This window comes from Exiguobacterium sp. s21, assembly GCF_018617975.1.
Classification (GTDB): Bacteria; Bacillota; Bacilli; order Exiguobacteriales; family Exiguobacteriaceae; genus Exiguobacterium; species Exiguobacterium mexicanum_A.
This window is the reverse complement of sequence record NZ_JACSLF010000012.1, coordinates 31,778-46,047: the sequence shown is the minus strand read 5'-3', so window position 1 is coordinate 46,047 and position 14,270 is coordinate 31,778. Positions and strand designations below refer to the sequence as shown.

At 54.3% G+C, this 14,270-nt stretch carries 14 protein-coding genes, 1 pseudogene and 1 riboswitch; of the genes and pseudogenes, 4 read left to right on the top strand and 11 right to left on the bottom strand.

Features of this window, described 5'->3' with window-relative positions:
* Window positions 1-9 precede the first annotated feature (9 nt).
* The 5 genes and pseudogenes from KNP06_RS12615 to KNP06_RS15430 form a co-directional block, all read right to left on the bottom strand.
* Window positions 10-1,005 (bottom strand): aspartate-semialdehyde dehydrogenase, encoded by a 996-nt coding sequence (locus tag KNP06_RS12615; protein WP_214712263.1) that lies wholly within the window; start codon window positions 1,003-1,005, stop codon window positions 10-12.
* 12 nt (window positions 1,006-1,017) lie between these two features.
* Window positions 1,018-2,217 carry an aspartate kinase gene (locus KNP06_RS12610; protein ID WP_214789242.1) on the bottom strand — a complete coding sequence of 400 codons (1,200 nt, stop codon included), beginning with the start codon at window positions 2,215-2,217 and terminating at the stop codon, window positions 1,018-1,020.
* Between the two features lie 114 nt (window positions 2,218-2,331).
* Window positions 2,332-2,512, bottom strand: a riboswitch (Lysine riboswitch).
* Between the two features lie 77 nt (window positions 2,513-2,589).
* Entirely contained in the window at window positions 2,590-3,018 is a 429-nt protein-coding gene (locus tag KNP06_RS12605; RefSeq protein WP_214789239.1) for a GNAT family N-acetyltransferase, read from the bottom strand.
* Window positions 3,012-3,728, bottom strand: coding sequence for an alanyl-tRNA editing protein (locus tag KNP06_RS12600; protein WP_353048614.1), 717 nt, complete (start codon window positions 3,726-3,728; stop codon window positions 3,012-3,014). Before KNP06_RS12600 ends, KNP06_RS12605 begins: the two co-directional genes overlap by 7 nt.
* 222 nt (window positions 3,729-3,950) lie before the next feature.
* Window positions 3,951-4,178, bottom strand: a pseudogene (locus KNP06_RS15430) (alanine--tRNA ligase-related protein); the annotation flags it as partial.
* Between the two features lie 90 nt (window positions 4,179-4,268).
* Here KNP06_RS15430 and KNP06_RS12595 point away from each other — a divergent pair.
* The gene (locus KNP06_RS12595) at window positions 4,269-4,997 is read left to right on the top strand and encodes a GntR family transcriptional regulator (RefSeq protein ID WP_034781265.1); all 729 of its coding nucleotides are present in this window, start codon (window positions 4,269-4,271) and stop codon (window positions 4,995-4,997) included.
* A gap of 33 nt (window positions 4,998-5,030) precedes the next feature.
* Here the strand turns inward: KNP06_RS12595 and KNP06_RS12590 are convergent, their stop codons facing one another.
* The 4 genes from KNP06_RS12590 to KNP06_RS12575 form a co-directional block, all read right to left on the bottom strand.
* Window positions 5,031-6,134: an LCP family protein gene (locus tag KNP06_RS12590; protein ID WP_214789233.1), complete on the bottom strand. Its 1,104-nt coding sequence runs from the start codon at window positions 6,132-6,134 to the stop codon at window positions 5,031-5,033.
* Between the two features lie 151 nt (window positions 6,135-6,285).
* The gene (gene nagB, locus KNP06_RS12585) at window positions 6,286-7,050 is read right to left on the bottom strand and encodes a glucosamine-6-phosphate deaminase (RefSeq protein WP_214712270.1); all 765 of its coding nucleotides are present in this window, start codon (window positions 7,048-7,050) and stop codon (window positions 6,286-6,288) included.
* Window positions 7,047-8,192 carry an N-acetylglucosamine-6-phosphate deacetylase gene (gene nagA, locus KNP06_RS12580; protein ID WP_214712273.1) on the bottom strand — a complete coding sequence of 382 codons (1,146 nt, stop codon included), beginning with the start codon at window positions 8,190-8,192 and terminating at the stop codon, window positions 7,047-7,049. The genes nagB and nagA overlap by 4 nt, the downstream gene beginning before the upstream one ends.
* Window positions 8,193-8,364: 172 nt before the next feature.
* A complete protein-coding gene (locus KNP06_RS12575; RefSeq protein WP_214789231.1) occupies window positions 8,365-9,735 on the bottom strand; it encodes an MATE family efflux transporter in 1,371 nt (456 codons plus the stop codon).
* A 37-nt stretch (window positions 9,736-9,772) separates the two neighbouring features.
* Here KNP06_RS12575 and KNP06_RS12570 point away from each other — a divergent pair, with 37 nt between their 5' ends.
* Window positions 9,773-10,546, top strand: a complete 774-nt coding sequence (locus KNP06_RS12570; RefSeq protein ID WP_034781270.1) for a CHAD domain-containing protein — start codon at window positions 9,773-9,775, stop codon at window positions 10,544-10,546.
* On the opposite strand, the gene glsA is transcribed toward KNP06_RS12570, so the two are convergent.
* Both glsA and KNP06_RS12560 read right to left on the bottom strand, forming a co-directional pair.
* Window positions 10,543-11,484, bottom strand: a complete 942-nt coding sequence (gene glsA, locus KNP06_RS12565) for a glutaminase A (RefSeq protein WP_034781271.1) — start codon at window positions 11,482-11,484, stop codon at window positions 10,543-10,545. The genes KNP06_RS12570 and glsA overlap by 4 nt on opposite strands.
* Before the next feature lie 58 nt (window positions 11,485-11,542).
* Window positions 11,543-11,716 (bottom strand): hypothetical protein, encoded by a 174-nt coding sequence (locus tag KNP06_RS12560; protein ID WP_167491852.1) that lies wholly within the window; start codon window positions 11,714-11,716, stop codon window positions 11,543-11,545.
* 112 nt (window positions 11,717-11,828) lie between these two features.
* On the opposite strand from KNP06_RS12560, the gene hemG reads away from it, so the two are divergent.
* Both hemG and KNP06_RS12550 read left to right on the top strand, forming a co-directional pair.
* Window positions 11,829-13,193 carry a protoporphyrinogen oxidase gene (gene hemG / locus KNP06_RS12555; protein WP_214712276.1) on the top strand — a complete coding sequence of 455 codons (1,365 nt, stop codon included), beginning with the start codon at window positions 11,829-11,831 and terminating at the stop codon, window positions 13,191-13,193.
* Window positions 13,190-14,263 (top strand): TIGR04053 family radical SAM/SPASM domain-containing protein, encoded by a 1,074-nt coding sequence (locus KNP06_RS12550; RefSeq protein ID WP_034781277.1) that lies wholly within the window; start codon window positions 13,190-13,192, stop codon window positions 14,261-14,263. The genes hemG and KNP06_RS12550 overlap by 4 nt, the downstream gene beginning before the upstream one ends.
* Window positions 14,264-14,270: the final 7 nt, after the last annotated feature.

Below are 14,270 nucleotides of genomic sequence, written 5' to 3'. Positions count from 1 at the left end.
ATCTCCCCCTTATTTCGTAGCAGTCTGCCCAATCATGCATTGGGCGATTTGGACGGCGTTCGCTGCCGCGCCTTTTCGAACGTTATCAGCGACACACCAGAGATGGAACGTGTTCGGCTGTGACTCGTCGACACGGACACGACCGACGTACACGTCGTCTGTCCCGTTCGCATCGAGCGGTGTCGGATAGACGAGTTCGCCCGGGTTGTCCATGAGGACGACACCTGGCGCGTCCGCGAGCACGGCTTTCACTTCGGCTAGCGTCGCCTCGCGGTCGAGCGTGACCGTGATGGAGACGGCGTGGCTGTTGCGGACCGGGACACGGACACATGTTGCGGTGACACCGAGGTTCGGCGCGTTTAAAATCTTGCGTGTCTCTTCAATCATCTTCTGTTCTTCTTTCGTATAACCGTTCTCTAAGAACACATCGATGTGCGGCAAGACGTTATCGTAAATCGGATACGGATAGTTTTTCGGTTCCTCGCCGCGCGCTCCGCGTTCCAAGTCTTCAATCCCTTTTTGACCCGACCCGGAGACGGCTTGATACGATGTGTAAGCGACGCGCGTCAACCCGTATACTTCCGCAAGCGGTGCGAGTGCGACGACCGATTGAATCGTCGAGCAGTTCGGATTGGCGATGAGTGTCTTGTCCGGGCTCAGTTCGACTCGGTTCACTTCCGGGACGATGAGCGGGATGTCCGCTTGCATCCGGAACGCGCTCGAGTTATCGATGACGATGACCCCTTGCTCACTCAGACGAGGTGCATATTGTTCACTGAGGCTCCCCCCGGCTGAGAAAAGCGCGATATCGATCGGGTCGGCATAAATCGTGTCCGACAGTTCCCGGATGACGACATCTTTTCCGTTCACGTTCACGGTCTTTCCGGCTGAACGGGCTGAAGCGTAAAGCAATAATTCGTTGATTGGAAACTCGTATTCGGTCAAGACTTCAATCATTTTTTGACCGACGGCTCCGGTCGCGCCGACGACGGCTACGTTATACATGGTGACTCCCCCTTATAAATGGAAACGTTCGGCGATGGCTGCGACCGCCGTTTCAACGTCTTGATCGTTAATCGTGTACGAGATGCTGATCTCGGATGTCGTGACTTGATAGAATGGGATCCCGCTCTCACGGAATGTGGCGAACAGCTCAGCGGCGACGCCGGTCGCGTCACGCATCCCGATGCCGACGACCGAAATTTTCGCATGCTCGGTATGACGGTCGATTTTGATTTGCGGGAACGTCTCGGTCAATTCCGCGAGCGCTTCTTCGAGGAACGCCTCTTCATCGAGCGGACACGTGAACGATAAGAACACTTCTCCATCGAACGCCGTCTGACTGATCATATCGATATTGACATGACGCTGTGACAACTTCTCGAAAATGTCGGCAACTCCTGCCACCGAATGTGGAATGTGTTTGATTGAGACACTGAGCACGTTTTTCACGACGCTCACGCTCGTCACCGCTTTTTGTTCCATCGCCTGTGTCATATCCATGATCCATGTTCCTCCTTCGCTTGCAAGCGTCTTCCCTACAAAGATGTTCACATCAAATTTTTTCGCGAGCTCTACGCTGCGCATCTCCATCACTTTCGACCCGAGCGCGCTCATCTCCATCATCTCGTCATACGAGACGGTATCTAATCGGCGGGCCGTCGGATGGATGCGCGGGTCAGCCGTATAGACCCCGGCGACGTCTGTATAGATTTCACAACGTTTGCTGAGCACGGCGGCCAAGGCGACGGCCGTCGTATCCGACCCACCCCGTCCGAGCGTCGTCACATCACCGAACTCGTTGACACCTTGGAAACCGGCGACGATGACGACGTCATACGTCCGAAGTTTTTCTTCTAACACTTCTTTTCGAATCGCTTTGATTTTACTTTTCGTGTGAATGCCCATCGTGTCGATGCCGGCTTGTTGTCCGGTGAGCGAGATGGCGGCCACGCCCCGAGAGTTCAAAGCGATGCTGAGCAGGCTGATCGTCTGCTCCTCACCGACCGCGAGCAAGCGGTCAAGTTCACGAATCATCGGACGTTCCGTGATTTGTTTGGCGAGTGACAAGAGTGAGTCAGTCGTTTTCCCCATCGCGGAAACGACGACGACGAGCTTTTCACCGGCGGCGGCCCGAGTCTGTAAATATTCAGCAATAGCCTGGATTTGTTCAATCGTGGCAACGGAGCTGCCTCCGAATTTCAATACGGTTGTCATCAGGTTCCCCACTTTCATGATGTCCACCAACAGAAAAAGCGGCAGACCGGTAGGAAGCACTCTCCCTACGGTCTGCCGCTTGTACGCGCAGTTGAAAAACGATTAAAGAATCGTTCCGTAGATAGCGCTCCATGGCATTTCATCCATGGCAGTGTAGGCGTTATTCACGACTACCCCAGCCTTCGTTCGTACGCATGCGAACGTCGACTTCGGCGAATTTCCCCTTTCGGCTCGATCCGGAATGCGTCCGTGTCGATCAAGCTTACTCATGTCATTCGCAACCTCTATCTGTCAGTTGTTAGTTTTAGTTATAACAAATGCTTCCCGGCTTGCCAACCTTTTTTTAGAAAAAAGGAAAATTTCAAACAATGGTCACCACGCCTTGTGCATCATCCGGTGTGGAATGTCAGCATCTAAAAATTCATCGCCGTACGCCTCGTACCCGAGTCGTTCATAGAACGGAAGTGCCGTCAGTTGCGCCCCTAGTTTGAGCTCGTGTAACTCCCTCGCCCGCGCGACAGATTCAATCGAGAGCATGATCTCCTTGGCATACCCGTTACCGCGTTTCGCGGCAAGTGTGGCGACCCGTTCGACTTTCCCGACCCCGTCACCGATTGGGCGCAGACGTGCCGTCGTGACAGGCTCAGCGTCCACCATTCCGACAAAATGGATACAGTCCGGGTCGAGTTCATCATACTCAAGTTCCGGCGCGATCCCTTGTTCGCCAATAAACACCGTTTGCCGCACAGACCGGGCCAGTTCAATCAGTTTCGAGTCGTTCCCGTGTTCAATCTTCAACATGATACCATTCCTTCCTGTAGCCGCTTCACAATCTCCGCTGTCGCTCGTTCTAACTCGAGGACAGACTCGAAGCGGGCTTGCGCTTGTTTGTGACTGCCGCCCCCTCGACCGATGCCGAGGTCGTCGAGCGTCCGTTTCAAAAACTTACCGATGGCGATGTCGTGTGTCCCGTCATGCATGAGCCACAGCTTTTGACCCGTATGATTGGCTCCGACGGCAATCCGTCCGGTCGCGGCGATCCGTTCGACGATCGTCGTCGTGAGCGTCTCTGCTTCCGTCTTGCCGATGTGGGTGATGACATAATTGTCTTCTTGCAAGAAGGCAGCGACTTTCGCTTTCGCGACGCGGGCCTCGAGCGCCTTCACTTCTTTGTCCCGCTCGAGCCGAAGATTCCGTTCTTCGATGACACGGGCGGCGACCGTCTCGTTCGTCGTCGACAACGTTTGATGAATCGTCCGTAGCGCGGTCCGGGACGAATGGACCTCGGCCAAGGCCCGAAGACCGGCGACGTACGTCAAACGGACATTACCGCGAACTTTCTTCATCGAGGTCACATGGACGATTCCGAGTTGACCCGTTGAATCCGCATGGGTCCCGCCACAGGCGTTGTAATCGAGGCCGTCGATGGCGACGATGCGGACGGTTCCGGTGCGGTCGGTCGCTTTTCGTAAACGGTCTTGTTCGACTTCTTCGGCTGGGAATTCACGCACATGGACCGGACGGTTTTCAAAGATGATGCGTTGCACGTCCCGTTCTAGCGACTCGATTTGATCCCAATCGAATGTATCCGTATCGATTTCAAGCGAAGACTCGGCTGGCCCAATCCCGAAACTGAGCGTCTGAATACCGTACTCATCCTCTAGCAAAGCCGTCAACACGTGCTGGGCCGTATGTTGAATCGAATGGTCGCGTCGGACAGCGTCGTTGACGATGCCGGTCACAAGCGTTCCAGGTTCAAGCGCACGTTCGATCAAGTGCCAGACGATCTCGTCGACCCGTTGCACATCGAGCACGGGCTCTCCGTTGAGTGTCCCGGCATCCGGTGGTTGTCCCCCGCCTTCTGCATAAAATAATGTGGATTCAAGCGAGATCCATGTCCCGCGCGCATCGGCGCGAGTCTCGGTCACCGTCGTTTCAAATTGCCATGAATTCATTACTGTCGCCGCCTTTTCTGTAGGATATGTTCAGACAACTAGTCTAATTTGGTCTATAATAAGAAACACTTACTTTCGAGGTCAGGAGCGATATGCATGTTACAGATTGATAAACAATCACCGCTACCTATTTATTATCAAATCGAAGCCTATTTAAAGCAACAAATAGATGCCGGCGAGCTTCAACCCGGAGAATCGATCCCATCCGAACGGGAGTTTTCCGAGCGCTATAATGTCAGTCGGATGACGGTCCGACAAGCGATCACGAACTTGGTCAACGCCGGTTACTTAAGTCGGCAAAAAGGCCGGGGAACGTTCGTCGCCAACAAGAAAATCACGATGGCACTGTCTGGATTGACGAGTTTCTCAGAAGAAATCAAACATCGAGGCATGCGACCGTTCAGCCGCCTGTTATCGTTCCAGACGATTCCAGCCCCAGCGAAAATCGCTCAAAAGTTGAGCGTGTCCCTCGATACCCCCGTCTATGAGATGCGACGGTTGCGTCTCGCCGATGAGAACGTGCTCGCCCTCGAGACCGCGTATATTCCGGTCGCCTTGTTGCCAGAACTGACCGAGACGGTTGCCGTCGGTTCAATCTATGAGTTTGCCGAGCAGTCCGGCCTTCGATTAAAGAACGCGACCCAAACGCTCGAGGCACGGAGTGCGGGGCCGGAAGAAGCGAAGCTGTTGACGATTTCTCCGAACGCCCCTGTCCTTTTGATTGATCAACGAACGTATCTCGAAAACGGAGACATGTTCGAATATAGCCGTTCCTTGTTCCGTGGTGACGCCTACTCGTTCACCGTCTCCATGGATCGGACGTAAAAAAATGGTTTGCCGCGGACGGCAAACCATTTTTTATTGTGCTTCGTACGTGATGCCGGCAGGGTCATACATATACGTTTCGAGCTCTGTATCGGTCATCGGCTCCACTTCATTGCCCGCATCGGCCTGTTGGACACGATAACGGACTTCTTCGAGTAACGGCTCGTTCAAGAAGTAATAGAAATGGCCGTCGTTGCCACGGGCCCCTTCACCGGTCAACTGATACTGGACCGTGTTGTTGAGGGCACCGACGTCTTCGATCAGGCGCATATAGTCGTTTGGACCGAGCGTCGTCTGCATGTTGTCACCGACCGCCCTCAACACCTTGTCATAGTTGTTGATGAGTGATGTGCCGAGCGCTTGGTCAAGGACCGCGTTGATCACTTCCATCTGGCGCTGTCCGCGTCCGATGTCACCGCGTGGGTCGTCATAGCGGTTCCGGACGTAAGCGAGTGCCTCTTCACCTGACAACTGTTGCAATCCTTCTTCGACTTGGACGACTTCACGGGAAGCGTCATAACTCTTCTGTTCCGACGAGAACGGGACATCGATTTCGACGCCGCCGACGGCATCGATGAAGTCGACGAACCCTTGGAAGTTGAGCGAGACGACGTGATCGATGTCGATGCCGACCAAGTCTTCAATTGTGTTTGTCGCTACTCGCATCCCGTTATTCGGGTTCGATTCATCCATTGAGCCGAAATAATACGCATGCGTGATCTTGTCTTGATCGAGTCCGGTCTTGCCGTACGGGATGTTGAAGCCCGTGTAATCGATGTTGACGTACGAATCACGCGGGATGCTGAGCATCGTCGTCTGCTTGTTCTTCTTGTTCAAAATGACGACGATCATGACGTCTGAACGACCGTATTCACCACGAGCTTTCTTCTGCGGGGACAAGTCCGTCCCGAGCACGAGGAAGCTCTCGGTATCCTCTTTATCGAATCGCGTCGGTTCGAGGGTCGGATCATCCTCAAGTGTCACTTGCGTACCGGACAACATGTTATGTGCTTTATAAAACGTTGTCCCATACATGCTCGAGCCAACGATGACGGCGATCAATACGAGGGCGCTGAACAGCTTATAAAACGCAGACGGGCCTTTGCGACGTCTACGAGCCTGGGTTCTTGAATTCATGAGTTTCTCCTTCACGGTCGATTGATATGAGCTTCACCTATTATAGAGGAATCCTCGACTTTTGTCGAAAACGTTTTGATTACAAATCCATTTCCATACAATTTCCCACAGTTGGCCATAAAAAAACCTGGAGACACTTGTCTCCAGGTCGTTAAGCTCGGATGGAAAAGAATCGGTCGGCCGCTTCGCTGCCACGTGCCTGTAACACGTCACTGCATCCTGAAGCCGCTTCGGCGTCGAGAACGATGGTGACGCTTGGATGCGCCTGTAAGATGGAAGCCGGCCACTCGATCGTCGGTACGCTCTCAATCATGTGGTGCACGGCTTCCGCTTTACGAGCACCTGTTGCGACGAGTACAATTTCTCGCGCGTTCATGATCGTATCGAGCCCCATCGTGATGGCATGTGTCGGCACTTCTTCAATCGTGTCAAAGAAACGACGGTTCGCTTCCCGCGTCGACTCGGTCAGTTCGGTCACGTGCGTCTTCGCATCGAGCGCGGTACCCGGCTCATTGAAGGCGATATGTCCGTTCTCTCCGATGCCAAGCAATTGAAGATCGACCCCGATCGACCGGACGAGCTGTTCGTATCGTGCCGCTTCCGCTTCCGGATTTTCCGCGTCACCACGAGGCACATGGCTCTCTTTGAACGGGACGTCATTGAACAGGCGCTCTTCCATGAAGTGATGATAACTTTGCGGATGACTCGGTGCGAGTCCGATGTACTCATCTAAATTGACGCTTGTGACATGACTGCAGTCAAGCTTGTCACGTTTGAACATCTGATACATGCCGACCGGCGTGCTCCCCGTCGCCAGCCCGAGCACGAACTCTCGTTTCCCGGCCAATCGTTCAGTGATGAGTGTATAAGCGATCGTTTCTGCATCTGTCGGTGTTTTCGCAACTAGTATGTTCATTCCATATCCTCCTTCGAATAAGCGATACGTCCTTGAAGAATCGTTGTCGTGACCGACAGCGCATCGTCCCAAATGACGAGGTCCGCATCAAAGCCGGCCGCAATCGATCCTTTGTTCGTCAATCTGAATTCACGCGCTTGGTTCGTCGACGTCATCTTCACCGCTTCAGGTAATGTGCATCCTGTGAACGTGACCACGTTTCGGAACGCAGCGTCCATCGCCAAGACGCTACCGGCCAAATTTCCGGCTTCAAGGCAGGCTGCCCCGTCCGCAACGATGACCGGTTGGCCTCCGAGTTCATAGCGACCGTCCGGAAGCCCTTTCGCCCGCATTGCGTCCGTAATGACGACGAGCCCGTCCGCCCCTTTCATGCGATAGGCGAAGTCGACCATCTCGTGACGGCTGTGAATCCCGTCTGGAATTATTTCGACCATGACGTCCCGCTCCAATAAACAATAGCCGACCGTTCCCGGCTCCCGATGGTGAAGTCCGCGCATCTGATTGTATAAGTGCGTCGCATGTTTGACGTTCGCTTCCTTGTTCTCGGCGAACGTGGCGTTCGTGTGCCCGGTCGACCCGACCGCCCCGGTCTCAAGCATCGCTCGTTCGAGTTCACGTGCCCCTGGACGTTCCGGCGCATACGTGACGAGACGGATGTGCCCGCCGGCCTCTTGTTGCCATGTCCGGAACTGCTCCGCGTCGGGGTCGATAATATATTCTGCCGGTTGCGCCCCCGCGTTATCGACGTTGACGAACGGTCCTTCTAGATGGATGCCGACGAGCGACGTGTCTCCAGCCTCGATGACAGTCCGGGCTGATTGTAGCGCCTTCGTGATGGCAGTCGGTGACTGCGTGATCGTCGTCGCAAAGAATGATGTCACCCCTTCAGCGAGCATCGACTTGGCGAGATGACGCAATCGGTCTTCATCCGCATCCATCGTGTCGACGTCATACCCGCCGTGGATATGAACGTCGATCATGCCCGGCGTCACAAGCGCCCCGTCCACATCGAGCTCCGTCTCACCTTCTGCTCTATACTCATCCATCGAACCGACGCTCTCAATCGTCGCTCCGTCGAACCGGATATATCCTCGTTCCCATGTCTTGTCCCCCGAAACGATCTGTGCGTTGATGATCACCATGATTGGTCATCCACCTTTCCTCAAGTAGCTTCATCGTCATCATAACAAAAATCAGTATAGTTGTATAGACCAATTTTGTTTTATAAAAAGGATTGATTCCCTCAATCCTTTGCCCGACTTATTCATGCCTAAAACAACAAAAGTTGACGTCAGTGACGTCAACTTTTGCAGGTTATGAGGTCTCGTTCATGAGCGGTTTCCCCTCATACCGTTTGACGATATGAATGAGACGCATGAACAACAAGACGGCGCCTGCCGCAAGACCTGCGATCAACCCGATCCAGTAACCATCCGGTCCGAAGCCGAACTGTTCGGCGAGTGTATAGCCGAGCGGGAGACCAATCACCCAATAGGCGATAAGCGACAAGACGAGCGTCACGTTCACGTCTTTGAAGCCACGCAAAATCCCTTGAATCGGTGCGGCGACCGCATCCGACAGTTGGAAAAAGACCGCGAAGATCATGAAGTGGGCCGCGAGTTCCACGACGGCCGCGTCGTTCGTATAAATCGCGGCTACCCGTTCATTTTGCCAGAACAAAAGACCACCCGAGAAGAGCGAGACGGCCAGACAGAGTACGATCCCGATTTTAGCATAGCGCACCGCATCCTTGAGTCGCCCTGCCCCGAGTTCGTACCCGACGACGATGGTGAGCGCGCTCGATGCCGACAACGGCAACATATAGACGAACGAGGCGAAGTTGATGGCCGCTTGGTGGGCCGCGACGATATTGTCACCATAGGCGCTAAGGAGCAATGTCACTGCCGCGAAGATGCTGACTTCGGCAAAAATGGCGAGACCGATCGGCGTGCCGAGCTTGAGCAACTCTTTTTGTCTCGGCCACATAAGACGTTCCACCGAGCGCAGGAAGCGATATTCGAGGAACGGTTTTCCGTTCCGGACGAACGCGAACGCCATAAAGAACAGCAACCAGTAGGTGATCGCCGAGGCAATCCCGGCCCCGACACCGCCGTATGCCGGCACACCAAGTTTTCCAAAGATGAAGATGTAGTTTAACCCGACGTTAATGGGTAACCCTAATAATATAAGCAGCATCGAAATTCGTGTTTTGCCGAGCGAGTCCATGAGTGTGCGCAGCACGTTGAACAAAAACATCGGCAATACTCCGAATCCGAGTGCGAGCAAATACCCTTTGGCAATCCGTTTGCCTTCTTCACTCAGCCCCATGCCGTCGACAGCGCTTGGGACGAGAAAGAAGCCGAGAACGAGCGTCGCGACGCTCAACCCGATCGCTAAGTAAACACCTTGATACAGCGTCCGTTGAATCTGTTGGACGTTGCGTGCCCCGAGCGCCTGCGCGACGATTGGTGCGACAGCGAGCAAAATCCCGCTTAACCCCGTATAGACGGGCATCCATAGACTCGACCCGACGCCGACGCCTGCCAAATCGACGGCACCGGCACGGCCTGACATGACCGTGTCAAAAAAGCTGATTAAGTAAAAGGACACTTGCGTCACCAAAATCGGGAAGAAGATGGTGAAGAACAGTTTAATTTTTTCATTAAGTGAATGTGTTTGATACATGGACAACCTCATCTCATTTCAGAAAGGAAAAATTAGAATGAATCAACGGAATGCGGAGAAATTAAAATACGAGCTTTTGGAGACGTGGAACACGTTCAATCATTATATGACCGAGGCGCTCACGTTCCAAAACAGCGAAGACATCCACCAAGCGCGGGTCCATCTTCGGAAACTATTGACGTTCATGCAACTGTACGACACGAAACCTTCCACGTATCGTCAGTTGAAACAGTTGATGGAGGCGCTCGGTGCAGTGCGTGACGGGGACGTTCTTCTCGAAGGGCTCGCTGTCGAGACCGAGCTCGAGCAGGCTTTCGCCGATCACGTCGAAGCGAGCCGCGCCAAAGACCGCACGATTTTAAATACGCGCGTCACGGAGAAGATGACCCCATCGCTCGACCAACAAGTTCGCCGCTTTATCGGAGGACAGTTGTTCCGTGCCTTCAAAAAGCAGGACGCCTCGTCATTTATCGATAAAGCGAGGAGCGACCGCAAACGACGGATCGACGCCCATCACGATGCGACGGAGATGTCCGACCGGCTCGAGACGCTCCACAAGGTCAGGCTCGCCGTGAAACGAGAGCGCTATTTGAACGAGTACTTATTGAACTATGAGACGAAAGCCTCAAAAGATCAAATTCAAAAACTGAAGCGGCTCCAGACCGAGCTTGGCGACATGAACGACCGACATCAACTGTTATTGCGTTGGAGCGATTTCACACCGCCCGCCGCCTTGGCCGACGATTACGAACAAGTCGTGCACGAGCTGCAATCTCGGCTCGACGAATCGGTCGACGCCATCCAGCTTTAGCGGGACGTGTAGCGTTCGACGAGCAGTTCGAGCAGTTTCATCCCGGCAATTGAGTTCCCTTTCGAGTCGAGCGCCGGTCCGAAAATCCCGAAGCCGACATCGCTCAGTCCGAGCTCGTGTTTACCGGTCGCAAGGATGGCCCCGGACACCCCGCTCTTTCCCGGGAGACCGACACGGACGGCAAATTCCCCAGACGCATCGTACATGCCGCACGTCGTCATGATCGCTTTGACGATTCGGACGACGCGACGCGGGATCAGCTCTTCGCCCGTGACCGGGTCTTCCCCGTTGCCCGACAAAATTCGGCCAATGCGGGCCAAGTCAAAGCAATCGATTTCAATCGCACACTGCTTTGTGTACACGTCGATGATTTCATCGACATCACCCTCGACAATCCCGTGATGGCGCATGAAATAGAGCAAGGCCCGGTTCAAGTCGGTCGTCTCGTATTCCGAGCGGGCGACTTTTTCGTTATACGTGATTTCCTCCACCGGCACGTCGAGCAACGTCGCCAAAAACTGGCGGAACTGATAGATTTTCAGTTCCGCCGTGTCCCCTAAAATCATGCTCGTGACAGCGAGCGCCCCTGCATTGATCATCGGATTGAGCGGCTTTGACGGCACCGTCTCTTCAAGCTTGGCAATCGAGTTGAACGCGTCGCCGGTCGGCTCCATCCCGACTTTCGAGAACACGTAATCTTCTCCAAACTCCATCAAGACGTAACAGAGCGTCAACGCCTTCGAGACGCTTTGGATTGTGAACTTATGGTGGACGTCCCCCGCATGAATATATGAACCATCAGGCAAACAAATCGCCACGCCGAGCAAATCATCCTGTACATGCGCGAGCTCAGGAATATAGTCGGCGACTTTCCCTTGTGCTGTGTACGGACGACACTCATCGACCAAATGCGCCAACTGTTGTTCCAATACGTTCATCTAATCACCCCATGTCCGATAGTTTTCAACCGGGTCATCTTATCATATTCGAAGACGGTTAACCATCAAGTGGTCCGTCTTCCTTTTCTGGCTTATACCATTCCTCATCAGCCCAAAGGACCGACGGGCTGTCTTCATCTCCGTCGAGCTTCTCCCCGTACCGATTCATCGATGCGATGAAGGCGATAATGCCGACCACGACGACTGTCGCCGTTATGCCGAACCAAACCATATGGACCCTCTCCTTCCCAATCGTGACGAATATGTCTAGAACCATGTGAGACTTATCCTATGTCTACGTCAATATTCTCGGTACCGTTAGGAAGAACACTACATAGAAATGGGTGAATGGATTGAACAAAATTGCAATTATCGGTGGAGGAATTACAGGCATGGCCTCCGCCTATTACGCGAAACAAGCCGGGGCGCACGTCACCATGTACGAAGCGAGCAATCGAATCGGTGGAAAAATCAAGACCGTCTATCAAGACGGCTTCGTCTTAGAATGCGGACCGGACGGATACATGGCCCGAAAACCGACATTGACCGAACTGATCACCGAGCTCGGACTCGACGACCATCTCGTCCGGTCGATGACCGGGACATCGTACATTTATGTCCGCCAACAGCTTCGACAAATGCCGGACGGATCGGTCATGGGCATCCCGACCAAGTTTTGGCCGATGGTCAAGACCGATTTGTTCACGTGGCGCGGTAAACTTCGGGCCGGGATGGACCTCGTGCTGCCACGCGTCTATACGGGGACAGACATCTCGCTCGACAAATTCTTCCGGACCCGGCTCGGATCAGAAGTCGTCGATGCGATGATTGAACCGCTTCTCTCGGGAATCTACAACGGGACGCTCGACGATATGAGCATCGAGTCTACTTTCCCTCAGTTTATCACGATTGAACAAAAAACACGCAGCCTGATTCTCGGTATGAAAGCATTGACACCACCTGTTCAAGCCGGCGTCAAGCCACATGAAGCCGGGAAGTTTCTATCCCTTCAGCAAGGTCTCGGTGTCCTCATCGAGGCGCTTCGCCCGTCGATTGACCGCCTCTATACAGAGACGAAAGTCGCGGCGGTCCGGCCCCATGAAGTCACCCTCGTCGACGGGACGTCCGAGTCGTTCGACGGTATCATTTTGGCCACTTCGCCGAATGCGCTCGGTCCGATCCTCGGTCTCCCGGAAGCAGAAAAATTGTCCGAGTTGAAACGGACGTCTTCCATCACCGTGCTCGCGGCGTTCGATGAAAAAGAGGTCGCGTCACTCGACGGGACCGGTTACGTCATCGCCAAAGCGGAAGGGAACGCCTTGACGGCCTGCAGTTGGATGCATAAGAAGTGGCCCCACATGGCACCAAAACATAAGGCGCTCTTACGCGTCTACATCGGATCTGAGTTCGTTCCCGATTTGTTGACGGAATCCGACGAGGCCATCGCCGACTTCGCGCTGCGTGAACTGCGGAAGATTCAACACGTCGGTACCCCGATTTTTACAAAAGTCGAACGGCACATCGATACGATGCCGCAATATGAGGTCGGTCACAAACAATACGTGCGCGCTTTCGAAGAGCAGCTGTCTACACTCGACGGGATCGAGGCATGTGGTGCCATCTTGCATGGCGTCGGTCTCCCCGACTGCGTCGACTCGGCCAAACAGGCCGTCTCCCGGGTGATGGCGAGACAGGCGGTGTCCGTATGAAACGAGTCGACTACAACGAAAATCCATTCATCGTCATCTGGGAAGTAACACGTGCCTGTGCGCTATCGTGCGTCCATTGCCGAGCCGAGGCCCAGTTCCATCGCTATCCGGGTGAACTCGATACCGAGCAAGGCAAGGCACTCATCCGAGACATCCAGGCGATGGATAATCCGATTCTCGTCTTCACCGGGGGCGATCCGCTCATGCGTGAGGACTTGTTCGAACTGACCGAATATGCCGCTTCGCTCGGCATGCGTGTGTCGATGACCCCGTCGGCGACACCTCGTGTGACCCATGACGCCGTCAAACGGGCGAAAGACGCCGGCTTGACGCGCTGGGCGTTCTCACTCGACGGTCCGGACGCCAAATCACACGACTACTTCCGCGGTACGCGTGGCAGTTTCGAACGGACGCTGCGTGGCATCTCTTACTTCCGAGAAGAAGGGATGTCATTCCAAATCAATACGACGGTCACGGAGTATAACGTCGACCAACTCCCGGAAATCGCCAAACTCGTCGGTGAACTCGGCGTCTCGGTATGGACATTGTTCTTCCTCGTGCCGACCGGTCGCGGGTCACTCCTCCAGCCAATCTCGCCAGAACGGCATGAAGATGTACTCCGTTGGGCGTTCGCGTTGCAAGAGCACGTCCCGTTCATCATCTCGACGACCGAGGCACAGTTTTATCGGCGCATCGCCCGGCAAGAGAATTTGAAACGAAAACAAGTTGGATTGCCGCCTATCGGCCATCCGCATGACGACCTCGCCAAGGCGCCTCGCGGCACGAATGACGGGAACGGCTTCGTGTTCATCTCGCATACGGGCGACGTCCAGCCGTCCGGCTTTTTGCCGATCACGTGCGGCAACGTGAAAGAGACACCGCTCGCTGAGATTTATCGGCACCACCCGGTCTTCAAATCGCTGCGTGACCCTGATACACACCACGGGAAATGCGGCTACTGTGAATATCGATACGTCTGCGGAGGGTCTCGGGCCCGCGCTTATGCCGTCACCGGCGACTATAAGGCCGAGGAACCGTACTGCGTCTATCAACCCGAACCGATTGCATAAACAAAGA